Annotated in this window: 18 protein-coding genes; 12 read left to right on the top strand and 6 right to left on the bottom strand. The window is 69.2% G+C overall.

Translation table 11 applies throughout. The features are described 5' to 3' along the window. From ACFWFP_RS30125 to ACFWFP_RS30135, 3 genes are all read right to left on the bottom strand, one after another. Nucleotides 1-2,313, bottom strand: a complete 2,313-nt coding sequence (locus tag ACFWFP_RS30125; protein WP_379300723.1) for a serine/threonine-protein kinase PknG — start codon at nt 2,311-2,313, stop codon at nt 1-3. 575 nt (nt 2,314-2,888) lie between these two features. Then, complete coding sequence (locus ACFWFP_RS30130; RefSeq protein WP_379300636.1) at nt 2,889-3,845, bottom strand: glutamate ABC transporter substrate-binding protein; 957 nt, start codon at nt 3,843-3,845, stop codon at nt 2,889-2,891. Beyond that, nucleotides 3,842-5,323 carry a hypothetical protein gene (locus ACFWFP_RS30135; protein WP_379300638.1) on the bottom strand — a complete coding sequence of 494 codons (1,482 nt, stop codon included), beginning with the start codon at nt 5,321-5,323 and terminating at the stop codon, nt 3,842-3,844. The genes ACFWFP_RS30130 and ACFWFP_RS30135 overlap by 4 nt, the downstream gene beginning before the upstream one ends. Nucleotides 5,324-5,451: 128 nt before the next feature. Here ACFWFP_RS30135 and ACFWFP_RS30140 point away from each other — a divergent pair, with 128 nt between their 5' ends. Continuing rightward, nucleotides 5,452-6,090 (top strand): NUDIX domain-containing protein, encoded by a 639-nt coding sequence (locus tag ACFWFP_RS30140; protein ID WP_379300640.1) that lies wholly within the window; start codon nt 5,452-5,454, stop codon nt 6,088-6,090. Nucleotides 6,091-6,149: 59 nt separating this feature from the next. Here the strand turns inward: ACFWFP_RS30140 and thiE are convergent, their stop codons facing one another. Beyond that, nucleotides 6,150-6,848, bottom strand: coding sequence for a thiamine phosphate synthase (thiE, locus tag ACFWFP_RS30145; RefSeq protein ID WP_379300642.1), 699 nt, complete (start codon nt 6,846-6,848; stop codon nt 6,150-6,152). A gap of 78 nt (nt 6,849-6,926) precedes the next feature. Between thiE and thiO the strand changes: the two genes are divergently transcribed. From thiO to ACFWFP_RS30175, 6 genes are all read left to right on the top strand, one after another. Continuing rightward, nucleotides 6,927-8,018 (top strand): glycine oxidase ThiO, encoded by a 1,092-nt coding sequence (gene thiO / locus ACFWFP_RS30150; protein ID WP_379300644.1) that lies wholly within the window; start codon nt 6,927-6,929, stop codon nt 8,016-8,018. Beyond that, complete coding sequence (gene thiS / locus ACFWFP_RS30155) at nt 8,015-8,230, top strand: sulfur carrier protein ThiS (RefSeq protein ID WP_379300646.1); 216 nt, start codon at nt 8,015-8,017, stop codon at nt 8,228-8,230. The genes thiO and thiS overlap by 4 nt, the downstream gene beginning before the upstream one ends. Further along, complete coding sequence (locus tag ACFWFP_RS30160; RefSeq protein WP_379300648.1) at nt 8,223-8,981, top strand: thiazole synthase; 759 nt, start codon at nt 8,223-8,225, stop codon at nt 8,979-8,981. The genes thiS and ACFWFP_RS30160 overlap by 8 nt, the downstream gene beginning before the upstream one ends. An 85-nt stretch (nt 8,982-9,066) precedes the next feature. Then, nucleotides 9,067-10,002 (top strand): ABC transporter ATP-binding protein, encoded by a 936-nt coding sequence (locus ACFWFP_RS30165; RefSeq protein ID WP_379300650.1) that lies wholly within the window; start codon nt 9,067-9,069, stop codon nt 10,000-10,002. Continuing rightward, nucleotides 10,002-10,763 carry an ABC transporter permease gene (locus ACFWFP_RS30170; protein WP_379300652.1) on the top strand — a complete coding sequence of 254 codons (762 nt, stop codon included), beginning with the start codon at nt 10,002-10,004 and terminating at the stop codon, nt 10,761-10,763. Before ACFWFP_RS30165 ends, ACFWFP_RS30170 begins: the two co-directional genes overlap by 1 nt. Nucleotides 10,764-11,008: 245 nt before the next feature. After that, nucleotides 11,009-11,857 (top strand): adenylate/guanylate cyclase domain-containing protein, encoded by an 849-nt coding sequence (locus ACFWFP_RS30175; RefSeq protein WP_379300725.1) that lies wholly within the window; start codon nt 11,009-11,011, stop codon nt 11,855-11,857. Here ACFWFP_RS30175 and ACFWFP_RS30180 read toward each other — a convergent pair. After that, nucleotides 11,840-12,178: a hypothetical protein gene (locus tag ACFWFP_RS30180; RefSeq protein ID WP_379300654.1), complete on the bottom strand. Its 339-nt coding sequence runs from the start codon at nt 12,176-12,178 to the stop codon at nt 11,840-11,842. The two genes, ACFWFP_RS30175 and ACFWFP_RS30180, sit on opposite strands and share 18 nt — an antisense overlap. 49 nt (nt 12,179-12,227) lie before the next feature. Further along, a complete protein-coding gene (locus ACFWFP_RS30185) occupies nt 12,228-12,371 on the bottom strand; it encodes a hypothetical protein (protein WP_379300656.1) in 144 nt (47 codons plus the stop codon). An 84-nt stretch (nt 12,372-12,455) separates the two neighbouring features. Here ACFWFP_RS30185 and ACFWFP_RS30190 point away from each other — a divergent pair, with 84 nt between their 5' ends. Genes ACFWFP_RS30190 through ACFWFP_RS30210 form a run of 5 tightly spaced genes read left to right on the top strand, consistent with a single transcriptional unit; the run spans nt 12,456 to nt 20,074 of the window. After that, a complete protein-coding gene (locus ACFWFP_RS30190; RefSeq protein WP_379300658.1) occupies nt 12,456-14,171 on the top strand; it encodes an acyclic terpene utilization AtuA family protein in 1,716 nt (571 codons plus the stop codon). Continuing rightward, nucleotides 14,168-15,319 carry an acyl-CoA dehydrogenase family protein gene (locus ACFWFP_RS30195; protein ID WP_379300660.1) on the top strand — a complete coding sequence of 384 codons (1,152 nt, stop codon included), beginning with the start codon at nt 14,168-14,170 and terminating at the stop codon, nt 15,317-15,319. The genes ACFWFP_RS30190 and ACFWFP_RS30195 overlap by 4 nt, the downstream gene beginning before the upstream one ends. Beyond that, nucleotides 15,316-16,914, top strand: a complete 1,599-nt coding sequence (locus ACFWFP_RS30200; RefSeq protein ID WP_379300662.1) for an acyl-CoA carboxylase subunit beta — start codon at nt 15,316-15,318, stop codon at nt 16,912-16,914. The genes ACFWFP_RS30195 and ACFWFP_RS30200 overlap by 4 nt, the downstream gene beginning before the upstream one ends. 8 nt (nt 16,915-16,922) lie before the next feature. Further along, on the top strand, nt 16,923-18,917 hold the full coding sequence (locus ACFWFP_RS30205; RefSeq protein ID WP_379300664.1) for an acetyl/propionyl/methylcrotonyl-CoA carboxylase subunit alpha: 1,995 nt from the start codon (nt 16,923-16,925) through the stop codon (nt 18,915-18,917). Next, complete coding sequence (locus ACFWFP_RS30210; RefSeq protein ID WP_379300666.1) at nt 18,914-20,074, top strand: acyl-CoA dehydrogenase family protein; 1,161 nt, start codon at nt 18,914-18,916, stop codon at nt 20,072-20,074. Before ACFWFP_RS30205 ends, ACFWFP_RS30210 begins: the two co-directional genes overlap by 4 nt. The last annotated feature ends 49 nt before the right edge of the window (nt 20,075-20,123 follow it).

Here is a 20,123-nt window from a genome sequence, read left to right on the forward strand (position 1 = left end):
TCAGAACCAGGACTTGGGCCGTAGCGAGTTGGCCAGATCGACGAGGGCGTAGCGGTGCGTCCGGTCGGGGGCGTTGCGGGCGAGCGAGCGCAGGCCGGATTCGGTACCGTCGCGCAGTTCTCGTTCGGTGAAGGCGCGACCGAACAGCTTGGCGTCCTTGCGTTTCGGTGTGTTCCCGGCCTGTAGCCAGGCCAACGCGGAGCCCTGCACCAGCGTCCGCATCAGGGTGGCGCGGTGCTCGCCGGAGGCGATGGACTGGGCGCGCGAGGCGGCCAGCCGCAGGATCTGCTCGTCGAGTTCGGCAACGGGAGAGCTGGTGAGCAGCAACAGGATCGCCGTGGTCTGGGCGGTGGTGAAGTGGCGGGACGCCGCGGGCACATCGTCGAGGGCATGGACCGCTTCGCCGACTCGTCCGGCCACCGCCAGCTGCCTGGCCAGGCCGAATGCCGCGCTCACCACCGCCCGGTCGGTGCGCCAGACGGTGTCGTAGTACCGTTCGGCGAAGCTTCGCCACTGCTCGGGCGCGTCGGAATGCCAGTGTTGCAGAATGAGTTCCGCAGTGGCGGCCAACGCCAGCTTCGGCGCGATCTCGCCCGGCAGCACCCGCAGCACCGCCTCGAACGAGGCGAAGGCGGCTTCGTAGTCGAGTTCGAGCAGATGCGCCTGACCGGTGAACCAGTCGGTGCGCCAATCGGATTCGTTGGGGACCCGGTCGAGCATGTGCAACACCGCCGCCGACTCGCCCAGTTCCAGCCGGGCTCGCGCCTCGGCGAAGAGCAATTCGCCCGCCAGGGTGTCGGGTGCGTTGTCGGGATCGGCCTCGGCCCGCTCGCGGGAGTCGTGCAGCGCCTCGAGCACTCGCTCCGGTTCGGGGTTGGCGGTGGCGGCCAGCAGCGGCGCCGACGGGTCGGCGGGGTCGATCAGCGGAATCGGCAGTGCGGCCACCACATCGCGGGAATCGAGCAGTGGCGAGCGACCGACACCGTCGAGATAGGCGTCGGTCTGGCTGATCAGTTCCTCGGTCCCGAAGCTGGTGCGCTGTGGACTGAACACTGTGGACAGCTGGGGATGTTCCGTGCCGGTGTCGTAGGCGAGGATCTCGCGCAACACACCGGCCAGCTGCGCCGACATCGCCCGCGCCGACGGAAACCGCTGTGCCGAATCGAGATCGGTGGCGGTGAGCAGGAATCGGTGGAAGAACTCGTAGCGGGCCAGCAGCGGTTCGTCGGCGGGGTCGGGGATGCCGTCGAGGTAGCGGCCGTGTTCGCTGGGCAGCGCCAGCGTGAGCGCGGCGATCGTCCGGCCCACGGTGTAGATGTCGGAGGCGGGCGTCGGCCCGGTGCGGGCGATCTCGGGCGCCTGGAAACCCTTGGTGCCGTACAGGTTTCCGTAGGCGTCGATGGTGGCGACCGCGCCGAGGTCGATCAGCTTCACCTGATCCTCGGTGACCATCACGTTGTCGGGTTTGAGGTCGTTGTAGGTGAGCCCGATCGAATGCAGATGTTCCAGCGCGGGCAGGATCTCCAGCACATACGCGATGGCCTCGGCCAGCGGCATCTGCTCGCCGCGGGGCCTGGCGTCGAGGATGTCGCGCAGCGAATGGCCGCCCACGTACTCCATCACGATGTAGCCGATGGACCCGTCACCCGCGGTGTGCTCGACGAAGTTGTGGATCTTGACGATGCTCGGGTGCGCCACCTCGGCCAGGAACTGGCGCTCGGCCACCGCGACAGCCTGCGCTTCGGCGTCACCCGCGTGCAGCAGGCCCTTGAGCACCACCCACCGGTCGCTCACATTGCGGTCGATGGCCAGATAGATCCAGCCGAGACCGCCGTGCGCGATACACCCCTGGATCTCGTACTGGCCGGCGACCATATCGCCCTCGTGCAGCGACGGCCGGAAATCGTAAGCGGCCCCGCAGGTTTCGCATTCACCGCTGGTCGAGGCGGCTCGCGCCGGCGTCGACCGGCCGACCGGATTGCCGCAGCGCCAGCAGAACCGCCTGCCTTCCGAGACCATCGGATCGGCCAGCACGGCATCTCGCGGGTCGGCCGGGGTGACCGTCGGGATCGGCACCAGCCCGGCGCCGAGCCGTCGCGTCGGCCGCGACCGCGCGGTCCGCACACTGCGCCCCGACCGCGCGGTACTCACCCCGGTCTGTGGCGCGGAGGGCCACGATTCGGACGTCTCTCGTGCGCTGGGCTGCTCGTCGCGCGGGGCTGCCTCGGTCGCCGCGTGTGGCGCGTTCGCCGGAACCCGCTGGGCCGCTTCGGTGGCCGCGTAGGGCGGGGTTCCGGCGGGGCGATGTGCCATTTCGGTGGCCGCGTAGGGCGCGGTCTCGCGGGTGCGCTGGGCTGTCTCGGCCGCCGCGTTCGGCGTGGCCCCGGGGGCGCGTTGCGCGGCCTCGGTCGGGACAGACGCGGCGGGCTCTTGTGCCGCCGGCACGGGTCGGCTCGCTCGCTGCGTCGCGAGATGTTCCTGCGAGGCTTCGAAGTCGGCGGGGGGAACGTCGGCTCGCGGGACGGCGCCGGACGCCTCGGCGCGCCGGGTGGCGTCGGTGGCCGGGGTCTGGTCGCGACTGCTCTCCTGCTGCCTGGCGAACTCCGCGGCCGCCTCGGCGGTGAGTTTGGGCAGTGGCCGCGTCTCGTCGTCGCCGGGCAGCGTCCACCCGCCGGGCAACGTGCCTGGACGGTGGCGCTGGGTCAGCTGGGTCGGCTCGCGCCGTTCCCGGTCCTCCGGCTCAGCGGCGTGGGGTGTCGATTCGGCGGGCGCCGAGTCGGCGTCGTGCCGCGCCTGGGGGTGTGCGGGCGATTCGGCGAGTGCGTGGTTCTCGGGGGCCGAATCGTGTTGCCCTGGTTCGTCACTGGTCGAGTTCGTGCTCATGGCCGTCAGTCCTGGTACTTCGGTGCGGGCGGGCTCGGTGTCTCGCCGAGCGTCGCGAGCCAGCGGCGGTGGATGCGGGTCCAGGTGCCGTCGTTGCGGATGCGGTCCAGGGTGGAGTTGACGAAACGCACCAGGTCGTCGTCGCCCTTGGGGATGCCGATGCCGTACGGTTCGGCGCTGATGCTCCCCCCGACCACCTCGGTGTAGGGGTCTTGGGCGGCCAGGCCGGCCAGGATCGAGTCGTCGGTGCTCACGGCGTCCACCTGGCGCTGTTGCAGCACCACCAGGCAGTCGGCCCAGGTCGGCACCGTCAGGATCGTGGCGGCCGGTTGGTCGCGGCGGATGTGATCGAGCGAGGTGGTGCCGCGCACCACGCACACCCGCTTGCCCGCCAGATCGGCCAGGCCCTCGATGCCCGAACCCTTCACCGCGAGCACCCGCTGATCGGCCCGCAGATACACCGTCGAGAACGCCACCCGCTGACGTCGCTCGCAGGTGATCGTCATCGTCTTCGCGATCAGGTCGACGGTGTGATCCTGTAGTGCCCGCTCACGCTCTTCCGAAGCGAGACTGCGGTATTCGATCAGATCAGGATTGCCGAGCAGGTCGCGGGCGATCTCGCGGGCGATATCGGCGTCGAAGCCGACAATGCGACCGGTGAGGGGATCGCGGAAGCTGAACAGGTTGCTGCCCGCGTCGAGGCCGACGACGAGCCTGCCGCGTGCGCGGATGGCATCGATCGTCGGGCCGGTGGCGGTGCTCGGTCGTAGGCTCGCGGTGGGATCGCCGCACTGCTCGCCGCCGGCGGGCGGCACGGGGGTGTCGGTGCCGATCGGAATGGCCTTGGCCGGCAACGGCGGTTCGGAATAGACGCCCCGCTCGGCGGGCACGGGGGTGCTGTCGGAGCAGCCCGCGAGCAGTCCGGCCAGCATCACCGCCGCGAGCACACGGCCGCGCCTCATCGGTACTCCCGCAGCCGCGGCCACAAGCCGAGCGCCACACACGCCGCCGCTACGATCCCGAGCACGAACGCGCCGGGAGCGAGGAAGGACAGCACATCGATCGCTTGCGAGACCCTGGAGCGCAACGTGTCTCGGGTCACCGCGCCCGCCTTGTCCAGTGCCCGATCGAGTGCGTCGACCTGGGCTGCCGCATCGGCGGCGCTCGGACCGGTCGCCACGGTGGCCGCACCCACGAAATCGCCCCGCTCGAGTGTGTCGTTCATCCGCTGATGGGCCGACTGCCAGCGGGCCAGCGCGGCGCGCGCGTGCGCCACCTCGTCGCGGGCGGGCGCGTCCTCGGGGTAACCGGCCAGCAGCTCGTTGAGCCGGGCGGCGTTCGTGTCGAACGTGCGGTCGTAGTCGCCGGTCGCGTCACGGCGGACCAGCTTCACCATCTCCGCTGATCTGGCCTGCTGCACGAGGATTCGGCTCTCGGCCAAACGCGCCGACGGCACCGCGCCCTCGTCCCGGCAGCGGATCATCGCCACCGCGGAGAGCGAACCGGCCGCCACCGTCCAGATCAGGGTCAGCGCCAGCGCGCCGGTGCCGACCAGCAAGCCCATATTGAAGAACCGGCGCGAGCGCCGCGCCAGCTCCACCTGCACCCAGATCAGCGCGCCGAGCGCCAGCACCAGCAGCGCGATCGCCGTCCACGGTGGCTGCACGTGCCGATACTGCGCGGCGGTGACCGCGTCGAAGCGGTGGTCCTCCAGCTCCTCGGCCATCGGCAGCAGTCGAGTCTGCATCTGATGCGAGGCCTCGCTCAGATAGGCCGCGCCGACGGGATAGCCGTTGCGGTTGTTCACCCGCGCGGTCTCGATCAGCCCGCTGTAGACGGGCAGCCCGGTCGCGATGCCGGTGCGCAGGCGGCGGTCGGTGCCCGACGGATCGGCCGCCTCTTCGTCGGAGACGTGCCCGGCCTGGGTCACCAGTTCGGCGGCGGCCTCACCGATGGCCTGGGTATAGCGGTCGCGCACTGCCTGGGGTTCGAGTCCGCCCGCGATGAACGCGGTGCCCGCGGCGGCGTCGGCGATGGAGAGCGAGGTGTAGAGGTGGTTGGCCGAATGCGCGTCGGGTTCGGTGTCGTCGAGCAGGACGCCGAGAGCTTGCTGACGCTCGCTCACGGTCGTCGAAGTCACCGCGCCCGCGGTGACGCACAGCACCATCAGGACCAATCCGGCGGCAACGAGCCGGCCCGGCGAGGAGTGCGCGAAGCTGCGCAACCGGGCGGGTTGGAACTGCGCGCGCAACGCCCTGACGTCGGGCGCGGGCGGCCGGTCGACCGGCGCGGCCGGGCGGCGCAGCGGCGCCCAGCGCGGTGTCACCGGCGCCGCGCCGGCGGCCTCGGAGTGCTCCGCAGCCGTCTTGGCCTGCGACGACGGGCGAACACGGACGGCCGCCACCTCCGTCGAGGCATTGCGATTCCCCGGTTCGACCATCGTTCACCTCCCGGCGCTGTCCGTGCACACCTACCTGTGCGGAGTTTATTGTGGGCCTACGGGTAGCGCAGCCCCTCACACACCCCCGCAGCGGTTGCTGTTCGGCTGCTCGGAGGAAAGAGTATGGGATGCGCGGCGACGGCGACGGCTGGTTCAAGAGCCCCGATGGGGTCAAGCACTGGGGCAAATTCGGTGCGGCGGGTCTGCTGCTGCGCGCGCCGTTGCCCAGTGGCGGGTCGGCGGTGCTGCTGCAGCACCGGGCGCCGTGGAGTCATCAGGGCGGCACCTGGGCACTGCCCGGTGGGGCGCGCGACTCGCACGAGTCACCCGAGCACGCGGCCGTGCGGGAGGCCGAGGAGGAAGCGGGCATCACCGCTGCCGATCTCCGGGTCCGGGCCGAACGCCTGACCATGACCGCCCCGAGCGGCTGGACCTACATCACCGTCGTCGCCGACGCCGACAAGCCGCTGCCCACGGTCGCCAACAGGGAGAGCGCCGAACTGGCCTGGGTCCCCGAGGACGAGGTCGCCGATCTGCCGTTGCATCCCGGCTTCGCTGCGGCCTGGATCGAACTGCGCGCGGTGCCGTTGCGCGTGCGCCTGGACGCCGACGCCGCGCTCGCGGACGCGCTGCCCCGCACAGTCGAACTGCCCGACCAGGGCTTCTTCTGGCTGCACGCCCGGGGCGACGGCCCCGGCGTCGAAGTCGTTCTCGACGGTGAGCCCACCGCGGGCCCGGTCCTCACCAGGGCCGACATCCTCGGCTGAGTCCTCAGCGACACCTCGCCGACCGGACAGCACGCAGATCCGCCGCGCCGTCGTGGCGCTCACTCAGCGGCGAGTAGCGCTTGCTTCAGCTCGCGAGCCGCGGCTTCCGGATCGGCGGCCGCGGTGATCGCCCGGACGACGACCACACGGCGGGCGCCGGCGGCCAATACCTCCGGGAGTCGCTGCGCGTCGACGCCGCCGATGGCGAACCAGGGGAGCGAGGGATGGGACTCGGCGGTCGAACGGACGAAGTCGACGCCCGCGGCCTGGCGGCCGGGTTTGGTCGGTGTGGTCCAGACCGGGCCGGTGCAGAAGTAGTCGAGGTGGCTGTCGATCGCGGCCAGGCTCGCCTGGTTGCGGTTGTGGGTGGAGCGGCCGATCACCACATCGGGGCCGAGGACGCGTCGCGCGTAGGACGGCGGCAGGTCGCCCTGGCCGAGGTGCAGCACATCGGCGCCCGCGGCCAGCGCGATATCGGCGCGATCGTTCACCGCGAGCAAGGCGCCGTGGCGACGGGTCGCGGCCTTGATCTCGGCGAGCGCACCGAGCTCGGCCTTCGCCTCGAGCGGCCCGAACTCGGCCTCGCCCGGCGATCCCTTGTCCCTGAGCTGCACGATATCGACGCCGCCCGCCAGCGCCGCGTCGACGAATCGGGCCAGATCGCCTTTTTCCCGCCGCGCGTCGGTGCACAGATACAGCAGTGCACTCGACAGGCGCTCCCGTGGCGGGACGGGACGGTTCGGATGGGAGGGCTGCACGTTCACGACGGTAGTCGCGCTACCGTTGGAGTGCGAACGCCGTGGCGGGCGATAGGCGAAAAGACAAGGTGGAACGTGATGCGAACTCTGGCGGTCGTTGGCGGCGGCGCCGTCGGACTCGCCGTCGCGTGGCGGGCCGCCGAGGCGGGCTGGACGGTCACCGTCTACGACCCCGAACCCGCGCGCGGCGCCTCCTTCGTGGCCGGTGGCATGCTCGCTCCGCTGTCGGAAGGCTGGCCGGGGGAGGACCGAGTGCTCGCCTTCGGCGCGGCGGCGCTGGCGCAGTGGCCCGCTTTCGCCGAACGGCTCCGTGCGGTCTCGGGCGGATCGATGTTCGTGGCCGAGGAAACGCTCACCGTCGCCCTCGACAGTGCCGATGTCACGGACCTGCGCACTGTCTCGGACTGGCTGGCCGGTTTCGGTCATGATCTGCGGGTACTCGACCGTGCGGGAGTCCGCGCGCTCGAACCCGCGCTCGCGCGCACCGTCCGCGCCGGTCTGCACGCGAGAACCGAACCCGCCATCGACAATCGGCGCGTCTTGCGTGCGCTCGGATCCGCCTGTGCCGCAGCCGGTGTCGAGATCCGCGCCGAAGCCGTCGGCGCGCTGGACGAGCTACCGCACGACCGGATAGTTCTCGCGGCGGGTGCCCGCTCCGCCGAGCTCTGGCCCGGCCTGCCGGTGCGCCCGGTGAAGGGCGAAATCCTTCGGTTGCGACGCAGGCCCGGCGTCAGCCCGGCGCCGACCAGGGTGATCCGCGCCCGAGTCCACGGCCGGCAGGTCTACCTGGTTCCCCGGCAAGACGGAATCGTCGTCGGTGCAACACAATACGAGGCGGGCTTCGACACCACCGTCACCGTCGGCGGTGTCCGTGACCTGATCGCCGACGCCGAGACCATCCTGCCCGGTATCGCCGAATACGAACTGGCCGAAGCGAACGCGGGCTCGCGGCCGGGAACCCCCGACAACCTGCCGCTGCTCGGTCACCTCGACGATCGTGTCATCGCGGCCACCGGTCACGGCCGCAACGGCATGCTCACCCTCGCGCTCACCGCGGCGGTTGTGCCGGCGCTGCTCGAGGGGCAGACCCCCGCGGTCGTCGAAGCCGCAGCGCCCCAACGTTTTCCGGCATCGCAGATGCCATCTCTGTCGCAAGGAGGAGTTCGATGACCTCGACCATCCCGATCGGTGTCACCGTCAACGGTGTCGACCACGAGTTCCCCGAGCCGCTCAGCGTCCGCGAACTGCTGGCCCGGCTCGAATTGCCCTGCCAGGGTGTGGCATTGGCGGTCGACGGCGCGGTTTTCTCGAAGTCGCGCTGGGACGAGCCGGTCGGCCGTGGCTGGACCATCGAGGTGCTCACGGCGGTGCAGGGTGGCTGAGTCGCCGTTGCGGATCGCCGACAAGGAGTTCGGCTCCCGCCTGATCATGGGCACCGGCGGCGCCGAAAACCTCGCGGTCCTCGAACAGGCGCTGATCGCCTCGGGCACCGAGCTCACCACCGTCGCCATGCGCCGGGTCGACGCCGCGGGCGGCACCGGCGTGCTCGATCTGCTCAAGCGCCTCGACATCACCCTGCTGCCCAACACCGCGGGCTGTCGCACCGCCGCCGAAGCCGTCCTCACCGCCCAGCTGGCCCGCGAGGCCCTCGACACCAACTGGGTCAAGCTCGAGGTGGTCGCCGACGACCGCACGCTGCTGCCGGACCCGTTCGAACTCCTCGACGCCGCCGAGAAGCTTGTCGACGACGGTTTCGTAGTGCTGCCGTACACGACCGACGACCCCGTCCTCGCCCGCCGCCTGGAAGAGGCGGGCTGCGCCGCGGTGATGCCCCTGGGCTCACCGATCGGCACCGGCTTGGGCATCGGCAACCCCCACAACATCGAGATGATCGTCGCCGCCGCGGGGGTCCCGGTGATCCTCGACGCGGGCATCGGCACCGCCAGCGACGCGGCTCTGGCCATGGAACTCGGCTGCTCGGCGGTGCTCCTCGCTACCGCCGTGACCAGGGCGAAAGAGCCCGAAATGATGGCATCGGCCATGGCGGCCGCGGTGCGCGCGGGCTATCTGGCCAGGCACGCGGGCCGTATCCCGCGGCGTTTCTGGGCCCAGGCTTCTTCCCCGGCCGTCTAAGGGTCGAAGGTCATCCTCGAGGATGACCCGACTCGCTACTTCTCGGCGACGCGCGGTGCGGCGATCGTGAGGCAAGCTGGGGCTCATGATCGAGCTGAAGGGCCTGACGAAGCAATTCGGCCAGACCGTCGCGGTGCAGGACCTCACGTTCACCGTCCGGCCAGGACTGGTGACCGGGTTCCTCGGACCCAACGGTGCCGGTAAATCGACGACCATGCGGATGATCCTCGGATTGGACAAGCCGACGGCGGGCAGTGCGCTCATCGACGGTAAGCACTATCAGCAGCTGGAACGCCCGCTCACGCAGGTCGGCGCGCTGCTGGATGCCAAGTGGGTGCATCCGAACCGCTCGGCGCGCGCCCACCTGGAGTGGCTGGCCGCCTCCAACGACATCCCGAAGTCGCGGGTCGAAGAGGTCCTGCGCCTGGTCGGCCTGTCCGAGGTGGCGAACAAGAACGCGGGCGGATTCTCGCTCGGCATGTCCCAGCGCCTCGGCCTGGCGGGCGCGCTGCTCGGCGATCCGAAGGTGCTGTTGTTCGACGAGCCGGTCAACGGCCTCGACCCGGAGGGCATCCTGTGGATCCGCCGGTTCATGCAGCGCCTGGCCGCCGAGGGACGCACGGTGCTCGTGTCGAGCCACCTGCTCTCGGAGATGTCGCAGACCGCCGAGCAGCTCATCGTCATCGGTCGTGGTCAGCTCATGTTCGACGGCACCACCCAGGAGTTCATCGACCGCGCCTCCGAGCAGTCGGTGCGGGTACGCAGTCCGCAGCTGGACCAGCTGCGCAGCCTGCTCACCTCGCACGGCATGACCGTGAAGGAAGACGGCGACGCCGCGCTGATCGTCGCGGGCGTCACCTCCGACGAGGTCGGCAAGGTGGCGGGCACGAACAACGTCACGCTCTACGAGCTGGCACCGCAGCAGGCCTCGCTCGAGGAAGCGTTCATGCGGATGACCGGCGGCGCCGTGGAGTACCACGGTGAAAGCTTCGATCAACAGGCGATGGGAGGTGCGCTCTGATGGGCGTGCTCGCAGCGGAACGAATCAAACTCACCTCCACCCGCTCGCCCTGGTGGTGCTCGGCGGTGGTGGTCGTGCTCGGCATCGGCCTCGCCGTGCTGATCGCCTTGGTCACCAACGCCGACTCCACCGGAGATTCGGGCGAGGGCCCGCCGTTGCTCACCCCGAGCGTGGCGGTGTCGGGTGTGGCCGGCTTCGGCGTCATGGTCTTGATGATCATGGCCGCGTTGACGGTGACCAGCGAATATCGCTTCGGCGTCATCCGCTCCAGCTTCCTCGCGGTCCCGAACCGATCCAAGGTCGTGCTGTCGAAGACCGCGCTGGTCGGTTTCTACTCGGCCGTGCTCACCGGCGTGCTCGCGCTCATCGCGTTCATCGTGGCCAAACTGATCACCGGTGACGACGCTCCCGGTCTCGTGCTCGACGGCAACTGGCGCGCCATCTACAGCGTGCCGATCTACGCGTTCCTGTGCGTCGTGCTCGCCATCGGTGTCGGGGTGCTGGTGCGCCAGTCCGCCGCGGCGATCTCGCTGATCGTGCTGTGGTCGCTGCTGCTGGAGAACCTGCTCGGCGCGTTCGGCAGCTTCGGCCGCACCGTCAAGCCGTTCCTGCCCTTCCAGAACGCGAACCGATTCCTGAGCGTGGAGGAGTACGCGGGCGACTGGCACTGGGGTGTGTGGGGAAGCCTGATCTACTTCGCCGTGTTCGTGGCGATCGTGTTCGCCGGTGCGCTCGTGCTGGTCAACCGCCGCGACGCCTGACAATCCAGCCCGGGCCGCCCTCGTAATGGCCCGGGTCGCGAGGGCCGCGACCTTGTCGGGAGGTCGTGCGACCCGAACCTTCGGGCTTCCGCTGCCCGGTCGCTCGAAGGTAGGACCGCCGGTCCGCTGCGTACACGCAGCGGACCGGCGGTCGTCGTTGGGTGAGATACCCTCGGGGCGTGAGTGAAACGCCTTCTGGCGGGGTGAATCCGCGGCGGCGCGATGCCGCGGACGTGTCCATCCCGTTGGAGCCGATCGTGAGTGAATCCGCCGAGTCCGACGCCGGTGCGCGCGCGAGCGGCAAGCGCGCCCAGATCTCGTCGAAGCTGCAAGCCGCCAACCGCCGGGCCGACCTGATCGGTGCCCTGCGCAGGGCACGGCAACAGCTGCCCGGCGACCCGGCCTTCGGCGATCCGCTGTCGGTGACAGGCCCCGGCGGTGCGCGCGCGGTGGCCCGAGCGGCGGACAAGATCGCCGGCGGCGCCCCGACCGCGGCCAGGGAAATCGGTTTCGGCGCCCTACAGGTGTGGCAGGCGGGGTTGGAGCGGATCGGCCGTGGACGCGGCACCGAGGAGGTGACCATCGTGTTCACCGACCTGGTCGGGTTCTCGAGCTGGTCGCTGTCGGTGGGCGACGAGGGCACCCTGGAACTGCTGCGCAAGGTCGCCAAGGCCATCGAGCCGCCGATCGTCGAGCGTGGCGGTCAGGTGGTCAAGCGGATGGGCGACGGTCTGATGGCGGTGTTCTCCTCGCCCGATCGGGCCGTGCGCGCCGCGCTGGCGGCCCGCCGCAATCTCGCCGGGGTCGAGATCAACGGCTATACCCCGCGCATGCGGGTCGGCCTGCACACCGGCTCGCCCCGGGAGATCGGTGGCGACTGGCTCGGCGTCGACGTCAATATCGCCGCCCGGATGATGGAGGCGGGCGGCAACGGCAACACGATGATTTCCAGCGTCACGCTGGCCGCGCTGCGCCCGGAAACCCTCGAGGAGCTGGGCGTTGTCGCCAAACCCTACAAGCGCAATTTCTGGGCGGCGCCGCTGAGCGGCGTCCCGGAGGACGTCAGGATCTTCCGGCTACACACGACGAGCTGAGCGCTTTTCCAGCCGATCCTGTTCCTTCCAGTACTCGCGGAAGGCCTTCTGGGTCGGGGTGGGCTTGTCGGTCAGCGCCTGCCAGTTCGTCGAACGCACGAAGTCGATGATGAGCAGCACCGGCAGGATGAACGCGTGGAAGAAGATCAGGTAGTCGCCGCCTTCGAACACGAACCACAGGTAGCCCGCGTACCCGAGGAACGCGATACCGAACACCGCGTTGAGCCCGCGCGAGAGCTGGCCGCGGCCGTTGTCGACGTTGGCCATGATGATCATCGCGAGGCCGCTGAGCGCGAGCAGGCCGACATACCAAGTGAACATGTCGGCAAGCCAACAGCCCTCGCCTTGCCCTGACCTTGCGAAAGGCTTACTACTCCAGCCAGAGCGCGGCGCCGAGGCCCGCGAGGACGGCGGCGACGATCAAACCGATCGCCATCGGGCGGTTGTTCTTCCAGGTCGTATACGCGCCGCCGAGCAGGAATCCGGCGAGGGCGAAGAGGAGGACGGACAGCATGGTTCCATCTTGCCCGGTCTCTCGCGCGGAATTAACAAGCACGCATGCTTGCTTTTTTTCTGAACCGCTGCGATCCTGGGTGCCATGAGTGCTCTCTCCGCTGACCCGGACCTGATCCGGATCGGGAATTGTTCCGGGTTCTACGGTGACCGGCTCAGCGCTATGCGCGAGATGCTGGAGGGCGGTCAGCTCGACGTGCTGACCGGCGACTACCTCGCCGAACTCACCATGCTGATCCTGGGCCGCGACCGGATGAAGGATCCGAGCCTCGGCTACGCCAAGACTTTCGTCAAGCAGATCAAGGACTGCCTCGGGCTCGCGCTCGAGAAGAACGTCCAGATCGTCACCAATGCCGGCGGGCTGAATCCGGCCGGGCTGGCCGAGCAGTTGCGCAAGGTCGCCGCCGAGCTCGGGCTCGACGCCAAGATCGCCCATGTCGAAGGCGACGACCTGGTGGCGCGCGCCGGCGAGCTCGACCTCGGTCAGCCGCTCACCGCGAACGCTTATCTCGGCGCGTGGGGGATCGTCGAGTGCCTGAACTCCGGCGCCGACATCGTCGTCACCGGCCGGGTCACCGACGCCTCCGTGATCGTGGGTCCCGCCGCCGCCCACTTCGGTTGGGCCCGTACCGATTACGACGCGCTCGCCGGTGCGGTGGTCGCGGGCCACGTGATCGAGTGCAGCACCCAGGCCACCGGTGGCAACTTCGCCTTCTTCACCGAACTCGGTGACATCGGCCGCCCCGGCTTCCCGATCGCCGAGATCCGTCGCGACGGCTCCTGTGTGATCACCAAGCACGACGGCACCGGCGGCGCGGTCACCGTCGACACCGTCGAAGCCCAGCTCATGTACGAGATCCAGAGCGCGCGCTACGCCGGACCCGATGTGACCACCCGCTTGGACAGCATCGCGCTGAGCCAGGAGGGCAAGGACCGGGTGCTGATCAGCGGCGTCACCGGTGAGGCCCCGCCGCCGCAGCTCAAGGTCTCGCTGAACACTCTCGGCGGCTTCCGCAACGAGATGTCGTTCATTCTCACCGGACTCGACATCGAGGCCAAAGCCGAACTGGCACAACGACAGCTGGAATCCTGGCTGCCAGACAAGCCCGCCGAGCTCACCTGGACCCTGGCCCGTCTCGACCGCCCCGACGCCGAGACCGAAGAGCAGGCCAGCGCGATCCTGCGCTGCGTGGTGCGCGATCCCGATCCGAACAAGGTCGGCCGCGGGTTCTCCAGTGTCGCCGTGGAATTGGCGCTGGCGAGCTACCCCGGCGCCAGCTTCACCGCACTGCCCGGAAACGGCTCGCCGTACGGCGTCTTCACCCCCGGTTTCGTCGACGCGCACGAGGTACCGCACGTCGCCGTCCTGGCCGACGGCACCCGGATCGACATCACGCCCGCCACGGAAACCGTTGTGCTCGAACCCGTTTCCGAGCCCGAGCTGCCCACACCGCTGCCGCCCTCCGAGACCGGCCGCGTGCCGCTCGGCACGATCGCGCTCGCCCGCAGCGGCGACAAGGGCGGCGACGCCAACATCGGCGTGTGGGTGCGCACCGACGACCAGTGGCGCTGGCTCGTGCACACCCTCACCGTCGACAAGCTCCAGGAACTACTCCCCGAGACGGCCGAGCTGACCGTCACCCGCCACGTGCTGCCCAATCTGCGCGCGGTCAACTTCATCATTTCCGGGCTGCTGGGCAAGGGCGTCGCCTACCAGGCGCGTTTCGACCCGCAGGCCAAGGGGCTCGGCGAATGGCTGCGCTCCCGCCACATCGATATGCCGACGGAGCTGTTCGCATGACATCAGTTTGGGAAACGCCGGAGCGAAAAGAGCTGCGCGCCACCGTGCGTGGGTTCGTCGAGCGGGAGATCCTGCCCGACCTCGATGCCTGGGAGCGGGCCGGCGAACTGCCGCGTGAGCTGCACAAGAAGGCGGGCGAACTCGGGTTGCTCGGCATCGAGTACCCCGAATCGGCGGGCGGCGAGGGCGGCAACGCCATCGACTCGGTGATCGTGGGTGAGGAGATCCATATCGCCGGTGCGTCCGGCGGGCTGTGGGCTTCGCTGCTGACCTGTGGCATCGCGTTGCCGCACATGATCGCCTCGGGAAACCAGGCGCAGATCGACCAGTGGGCCAAGCCGACGCTGGCCGGTGACCTGATCGGCTCGCTGGCCATCACCGAGCCCGGCGGCGGCTCCGATGTCGGCCACCTCACCACCACCGCCGTGCGCGACGGTGAGGACTTCGTCATCAACGGCGCCAAGACGTTCATCACCTCGGGCTGTCGCGCCGACTTCGTCGTCACCGCGGTGCGCACGGGTGGCCCGGGCGCGGCGGGCGTTTCGCTGATCCTGGTGCCGAAGAGCACGCCCGGCTTCACCGTCAGCCGCAAGCTGGAGAAGATGGGCTGGCTGGCCTCCGATACCGCCGAGCTGTCGTACGTGGACGTGCGCGTGCCCGCGTCGAACCTGGTCGGCGCCGAGAACAGCGGCTTCGCGCAGATCGCCGCCGCGTTCGTCAGCGAGCGGGTCGGCCTCGCGGTGCAGGCGTATTCGCTGGCCCAGCGCGCGCTTGATCTCACCGTGCAGTGGTGCCGTGATCGCGAGACCTTCGGCCGTCCGCTGATCAGCCGCCAGAAGGTGCAGATGACGCTTACCGATATGGCTCAGCGCGTTGATATTTCGCGCACGTACACGCGTGCGCTGGTCGAGCGCTATGTGGCCGGGGACGAGAACCTGATCGCCCAGGTCTGCTTCGCCAAGAACAACGCCGTCGAAACGGCCGAATGGGTGGCCAATCAGGCCGTGCAGCTGCACGGCGGGATGGGCTACATGCGCGAGGCCGAGGTCGAGCGCATCTACCGCGATGTTCGCATCATCGGCATCGGCGGCGGCACCAACGAGATCCTGACCATGCTGGCGTCGAAAGTATTGGGGTACCAGTCGTGACGACCTTCCGTTCCCTCATCGACACCGCCTCGCCCGAGTACGCCGCGGCCGCCGAGGCGATGTCCACCAAGCTCACCGAGGTCGAGGCGGAGTTCGCCAAGGCCATCGCCGGTGGCGGCCCGGAGAAGGTGGCCAGGCACCACAAGCGCGGCAAGCTGACCGCCCGTGAGCGCATCGAACTGCTGCTCGACGAGGACTCGCCGTTCCTCGAGCTGTGCCCACTCGCCGCGTGGGGCAGCGACTTCCACGTCGGCGCGTCGACGATCGCCGGTATCGGCCTCGTCGAGGGGGTCGAGTGCATGATCGTGGCGCCCGACCCGACGGTGCGCGGCGGTACCTCGAACCCGTGGACACTGCGTAAGACACTGCGCATCAACGACATCGTCCGGGAGAACCGGCTGCCGGTGATCTCGCTGGTCGAGTCCGGCGGTGCGGACCTGCCGACGCAGAAGGAAGTGTTCATCCCGGGTGGCGCGATGTTCCGCGACCTCACCCAGGCGTCGGCGGCCGGAATCCCCACCATCTCGCTGGTTTTCGGCAATTCCACCGCCGGCGGTGCCTACATTCCCGGCATGTCCGACTACGTGGTGATGGTCAAGGAGGCCGCGAAGGTCTTCCTCGCGGGCCCGCCCCTGGTGAAGATGGCCACCGGCGAGGACTCCGACGACGAAACCCTCGGCGGCGCCGAGATGCACGCCCGCACCTCGGGTCTGGCCGACTACATGGCCGCCGACGAGCAGGACGCGATCCGCCTCGGCCGCAACATCGTTCGTCGCCTGAACTGGAAGAAGCAGGGCCCCGAGCCGCGCGCCGAGGTGATCTCGCCGATCTACGATCCCGAGGAACTGCTCGGGATCGTGCCCTCGGACCTGAAGATCCCGTTCGATCCCCGCGAGGTCATCGCCCGCGTGGTCGACGGTTCCGACTTCGACGAGTTCAAGCCGCTCTACGGTTCGAGCCTGGTCACCGGCTGGGCGGAGATCAACGGCTACCCGATCGGCATCCTCGCCAACGCGCGCGGCGTGCTGTTCTCCGAGGAATCGCAGAAGGCCACCCAGTTCATCCAGCTGGCGAACAAGAAGAACACGCCACTGCTGTTCCTGCACAACACCACCGGCTACATGGTCGGCAAGGAGTACGAGCACGGCGGCATCATCAAGCACGGCGCGATGATGATCAACGCGGTCGCCAACTCCACGGTGCCGCACATCTCGCTGCTGGTCGGCGCCTCCTACGGCGCCGGGCACTACGGCATGTGCGGGCGCGCGTTCAACCCGCGTTTCCTGTTCGCCTGGCCGAGCGCGAAATCCGCCGTCATGGGTGGGGCGCAGCTGGGCGGCGTGCTCACCATCGTGCAGCGCGGCGCGGCCGAGTCCAAGGGCCTGCCGTTCGACGAGGAGGCCGCCGCCGGTCTCGCCGCGATGGTCGAGGCCCAGATCGAGGCCGAGGCCATGCCGATGTTCTTGTCGGGCAGGCTGTTCGACGACGGCATCATCGACCCCCGCGACACCCGCACCGTGCTGGGAATGGCTCTGTCGGCCATTCACACAGCCCCGATCAAGGGCGCCGAGGGCTTCGGCGTCTTCCGAATGTGAGCCGCGACATGACGATTACGAATGTGCTCGTTGCCAATCGTGGTGAGATCGCTCGCCGCGTGTTCGCCACCTGCCGTCGGATGGGTATCGGTACTACCGCGGTGTATTCCGATGCTGATGCCGCGTCGCCGCATGTGTCCGAGGCCGACGCGGCCATCCGGCTGCCCGGCAACACGCCGGCCGAGACCTACCTGCGCGGTGAGCTGATCATCGAGGCCGCGCTGTCGGCCGGTGCCGATGCGATCCACCCCGGCTACGGATTCCTCTCCGAGAACGCCGAATTCGCGCGGTCCGTGCTCGACGCGGGTCTGGTCTGGATCGGTCCGCCGATCGCGGCGATCGAGCAGATGGGCTCCAAGGTCGAGTCCAAGAAGATGATGGATGCCGCCGGTGTCCCCGTCCTCGCCGAGCTCGACCCCGCCGAGGTCACCGACGCGCACCTGCCCGTGCTGATCAAGGCATCCGCCGGTGGTGGTGGACGCGGTATGCGCGTGGTGCGCGAGCTCGCCGAGTTGCAGGATCAGATCGCCGGTGCCCGGCGCGAGGCCGAGTCGGCCTTCGGCGATCCGACGGTGTTCTGCGAGCGGTACCTCGAGACCGGCCGCCACATCGAAGTCCAGGTCATGTCGGACACTTTCGGCAAGACCTGGGCGGTGGGCGAGCGTGAGTGCTCGATCCAGCGTCGTCATCAGAAAGTTGTCGAGGAAGCACCGTCGCCGCTGGTCGAGAAGCTCGACGGCATGCGTGAGCGGCTGTTCGAGGCGGCGCGCCTGGCGGCCGAGGCGATCGGGTACGAAGGCGCGGGCACCGTCGAGTTCCTAGCCGACGAGAAGGGCGACTTCTTCTTCCTGGAGATGAATACCCGTCTCCAGGTGGAACATCCGGTCACCGAGCAGACCACCGGCCTCGACCTGGTCCGCCTGCAATTGCAGGTGGCATCTGGTCTGCCGCTGCCCGCGACCCAGCCCGCCCAGCGTGGTCACTCCATCGAGGTTCGCCTCTACGCCGAGGACCCCGCGCACGACTGGCAGCCGCAGAGCGGTCCGGTGCACAAGATCGAGATCCCGTTCACCGCCGGTGAATTCACCGTTCTCGATCAGCCCGGTGTCCGGCTGGACACCGGTGTCGTCGATGATTCGGTGGTCGGCGTCCACTACGACCCGATGCTCGCCAAGGTGATCTCCTACGCCGAGACCCGCGCCGAGGCAGCGCATCTGCTCGCCACCGCGCTCCAGCGCGCCAAGATCCACGGCCTGGTCACCAACCGCGACCTGCTCGTGCGCGTGCTGCGTCACCCGGCGTTCCTCGCCGGTGACACCGACACCGCCTTCTTCGCCACCCACGACCTGGCCGTGCTGTCGGCGCCGCTGGTGTCGGAGGCCGACGAGGCGCTCTCGATCGTGGCCGCGGCACTGGCCGATTCGGCGGTCAATCGCGGCGCCTCGCGCCTGGCCGGACTCACCCCGAGCGGCTGGCGCAACCTGTCCTCACTGCCGCAGACCAAGTCCTACGACAGCCGCACCACCGGCACGCACGAGGTGCGGTACCGCTTCACCCGCACCGGTGTGGCGGTCGAGGGCCACGACCGCCTCGAGCTGATCTCGGTCGCGCCCGATCGTGTCGTCCTCGGTGTCCCGGGTGCACGTGGTTCGGTGCGTCGGCAGTTCGAGATCGCCCGCTACGGCGATCTGGTCGCGATCGACTCCCCGCTCGGCCCGGTGGCCGTGCGCAGACTGCCCCGCTTCACCGACCCGTCCGAGCAGGTGGCGGCCGGTTCGCTGCTCGCGCCGATGCCCGGCAGCGTGATCCGGCTCGGCGCCGCCGAAGGCGACCACGTCAGGCAGGGGCAGCCCATTCTGTGGCTGGAGGCGATGAAGATGGAACACACCATCGCGGCCCCGGCGACCGGCATTCTCAGTGCACTCAACGTGACCGTCGGCCAGCAGGTCGAGGTCGGAACCGTCCTCGCCGTCGTCGAGGAAGAAGAGCAGGAGCAGGCATGAGCTTCATCGAAACCGAAGAGCAGAAGGCGCTGCGCGCGGCGGTCGCCGCGCTGGCGAGCAAGTACAACTACCGCGACTACGTGCTGCCGCTCTCGCGCAAGAACGAGCCGCTCACCGAACTGTGGGACGAGGCGGGCAAGCTCGGCTTCCTCGGTGTGAACCTGCCGGAGGAGTACGGCGGCGGTGGTGCGGGCATGTACGAGCTGGCGCTGGTGCAGGAGGAGCTGGCGGCGCAGGGCGCCGGGCTGCTGCTGATGGTCGTCTCGCCGGCGATCTGCGGCACCATCATCACCAAGTACGGCACCGACGCGCAGAAGCAGAACTGGCTGACCAAGCTGGCCGACGGCTCGTCGAAGATGGTCTTCGCGATCACCGAGCCCGACGCGGGCTCCAATTCGCACCAGATCACCACCACCGCCCGCCGCGACGGCGGCGACTGGATCCTCAACGGCCGCAAGATCTTCATCTCCGGCGTCGACCAGGCCGAGGCCATCCTGGTGGTCTCGCGCACCGAGGATCACAAGACCGGCAAGCTCAAGCCCGCGCTGTTCATCGTGCCGGTGGACGCGCCCGGTCTGGTGAAGAACGTCCAGGAAATGGACGTCATCGAGCCGGACAACCAGTTCACGCTGTTCTTCGACGACGTGCGCCTGCCCGCCGACGCCCTCGTCGGTTCGGAGGACGCGGCCATCGCCCAGCTGTTCGCCGGACTGAATCCCGAGCGCATCATGGGCGCGGCCATGGCGGTCGGCCTCGGTCGCTACGCCATCGACCGGGCCGTGGAGTATGCCAAGGAGCGCACGGTCTGGAAGACCGCGATCGGTGCGCACCAGGGCATTTCGCATCCGCTGGCGCAGGTCAAGATCGAGCTGGAACTGGCCAAGCTGATGATGCAGAAGGCCGCGACGCTCTACGACACCGGCGATGAGTTCGGCGCGGCCGAGGCAGCCAACATGGCCAAGTACGCCGCTGCGGAGGCCAGTATCAAAGCGCTGGACCAGTCGATTCAGACGCACGGTGGGTCGGGTCTGACGCGTGAGGTGGGGCTGGCTGCCATGCTGCAGGCCGCGCGTATCTCGCGCATCGCACCGGTCAGCCGGGAGATGATCTTGAACTTCGTCGCCCAGCATTCGCTCGGCCTGCCGCGCTCGTACTAGGCACCACGGTGGTCGCCCCGGAACTGGGGCGACCACCCCTACCGGATGA

Source organism: Nocardia sp. NPDC060249 (assembly GCF_042728755.1).
GTDB lineage: Bacteria > Actinomycetota > Actinomycetes > Mycobacteriales > Mycobacteriaceae > Nocardia.

What these genes read in the sequence shown, in the direction of transcription:
- ACFWFP_RS30125 (WP_379300723.1), bottom strand. Translation starts at nt 2,313, where the DNA reads ATGGCACATCGCCCCGCCGGAACCCCGCCCTACGCGGCCACCGAAGCG.
- ACFWFP_RS30130 (WP_379300636.1), bottom strand. Translation starts at nt 3,845, where the DNA reads ATGAGGCGCGGCCGTGTGCTCGCGGCGGTGATGCTGGCCGGACTGCTC.
- ACFWFP_RS30135 (WP_379300638.1), bottom strand. Translation starts at nt 5,323, where the DNA reads ATGGTCGAACCGGGGAATCGCAATGCCTCGACGGAGGTGGCGGCCGTC.
- ACFWFP_RS30140 (WP_379300640.1), top strand. Translation starts at nt 5,452, where the DNA reads ATGCGCGGCGACGGCGACGGCTGGTTCAAGAGCCCCGATGGGGTCAAG.
- thiO (WP_379300644.1), top strand. Translation starts at nt 6,927, where the DNA reads ATGCGAACTCTGGCGGTCGTTGGCGGCGGCGCCGTCGGACTCGCCGTC.
- thiS (WP_379300646.1), top strand. Translation starts at nt 8,015, where the DNA reads ATGACCTCGACCATCCCGATCGGTGTCACCGTCAACGGTGTCGACCAC.
- ACFWFP_RS30165 (WP_379300650.1), top strand. Translation starts at nt 9,067, where the DNA reads ATGATCGAGCTGAAGGGCCTGACGAAGCAATTCGGCCAGACCGTCGCG.
- ACFWFP_RS30170 (WP_379300652.1), top strand. Translation starts at nt 10,002, where the DNA reads ATGGGCGTGCTCGCAGCGGAACGAATCAAACTCACCTCCACCCGCTCG.
- ACFWFP_RS30180 (WP_379300654.1), bottom strand. Translation starts at nt 12,178, where the DNA reads ATGTTCACTTGGTATGTCGGCCTGCTCGCGCTCAGCGGCCTCGCGATG.
- ACFWFP_RS30185 (WP_379300656.1), bottom strand. Translation starts at nt 12,371, where the DNA reads ATGCTGTCCGTCCTCCTCTTCGCCCTCGCCGGATTCCTGCTCGGCGGC.
- ACFWFP_RS30190 (WP_379300658.1), top strand. Translation starts at nt 12,456, where the DNA reads ATGAGTGCTCTCTCCGCTGACCCGGACCTGATCCGGATCGGGAATTGT.
- ACFWFP_RS30195 (WP_379300660.1), top strand. Translation starts at nt 14,168, where the DNA reads ATGACATCAGTTTGGGAAACGCCGGAGCGAAAAGAGCTGCGCGCCACC.
- ACFWFP_RS30205 (WP_379300664.1), top strand. Translation starts at nt 16,923, where the DNA reads ATGACGATTACGAATGTGCTCGTTGCCAATCGTGGTGAGATCGCTCGC.
- ACFWFP_RS30210 (WP_379300666.1), top strand. Translation starts at nt 18,914, where the DNA reads ATGAGCTTCATCGAAACCGAAGAGCAGAAGGCGCTGCGCGCGGCGGTC.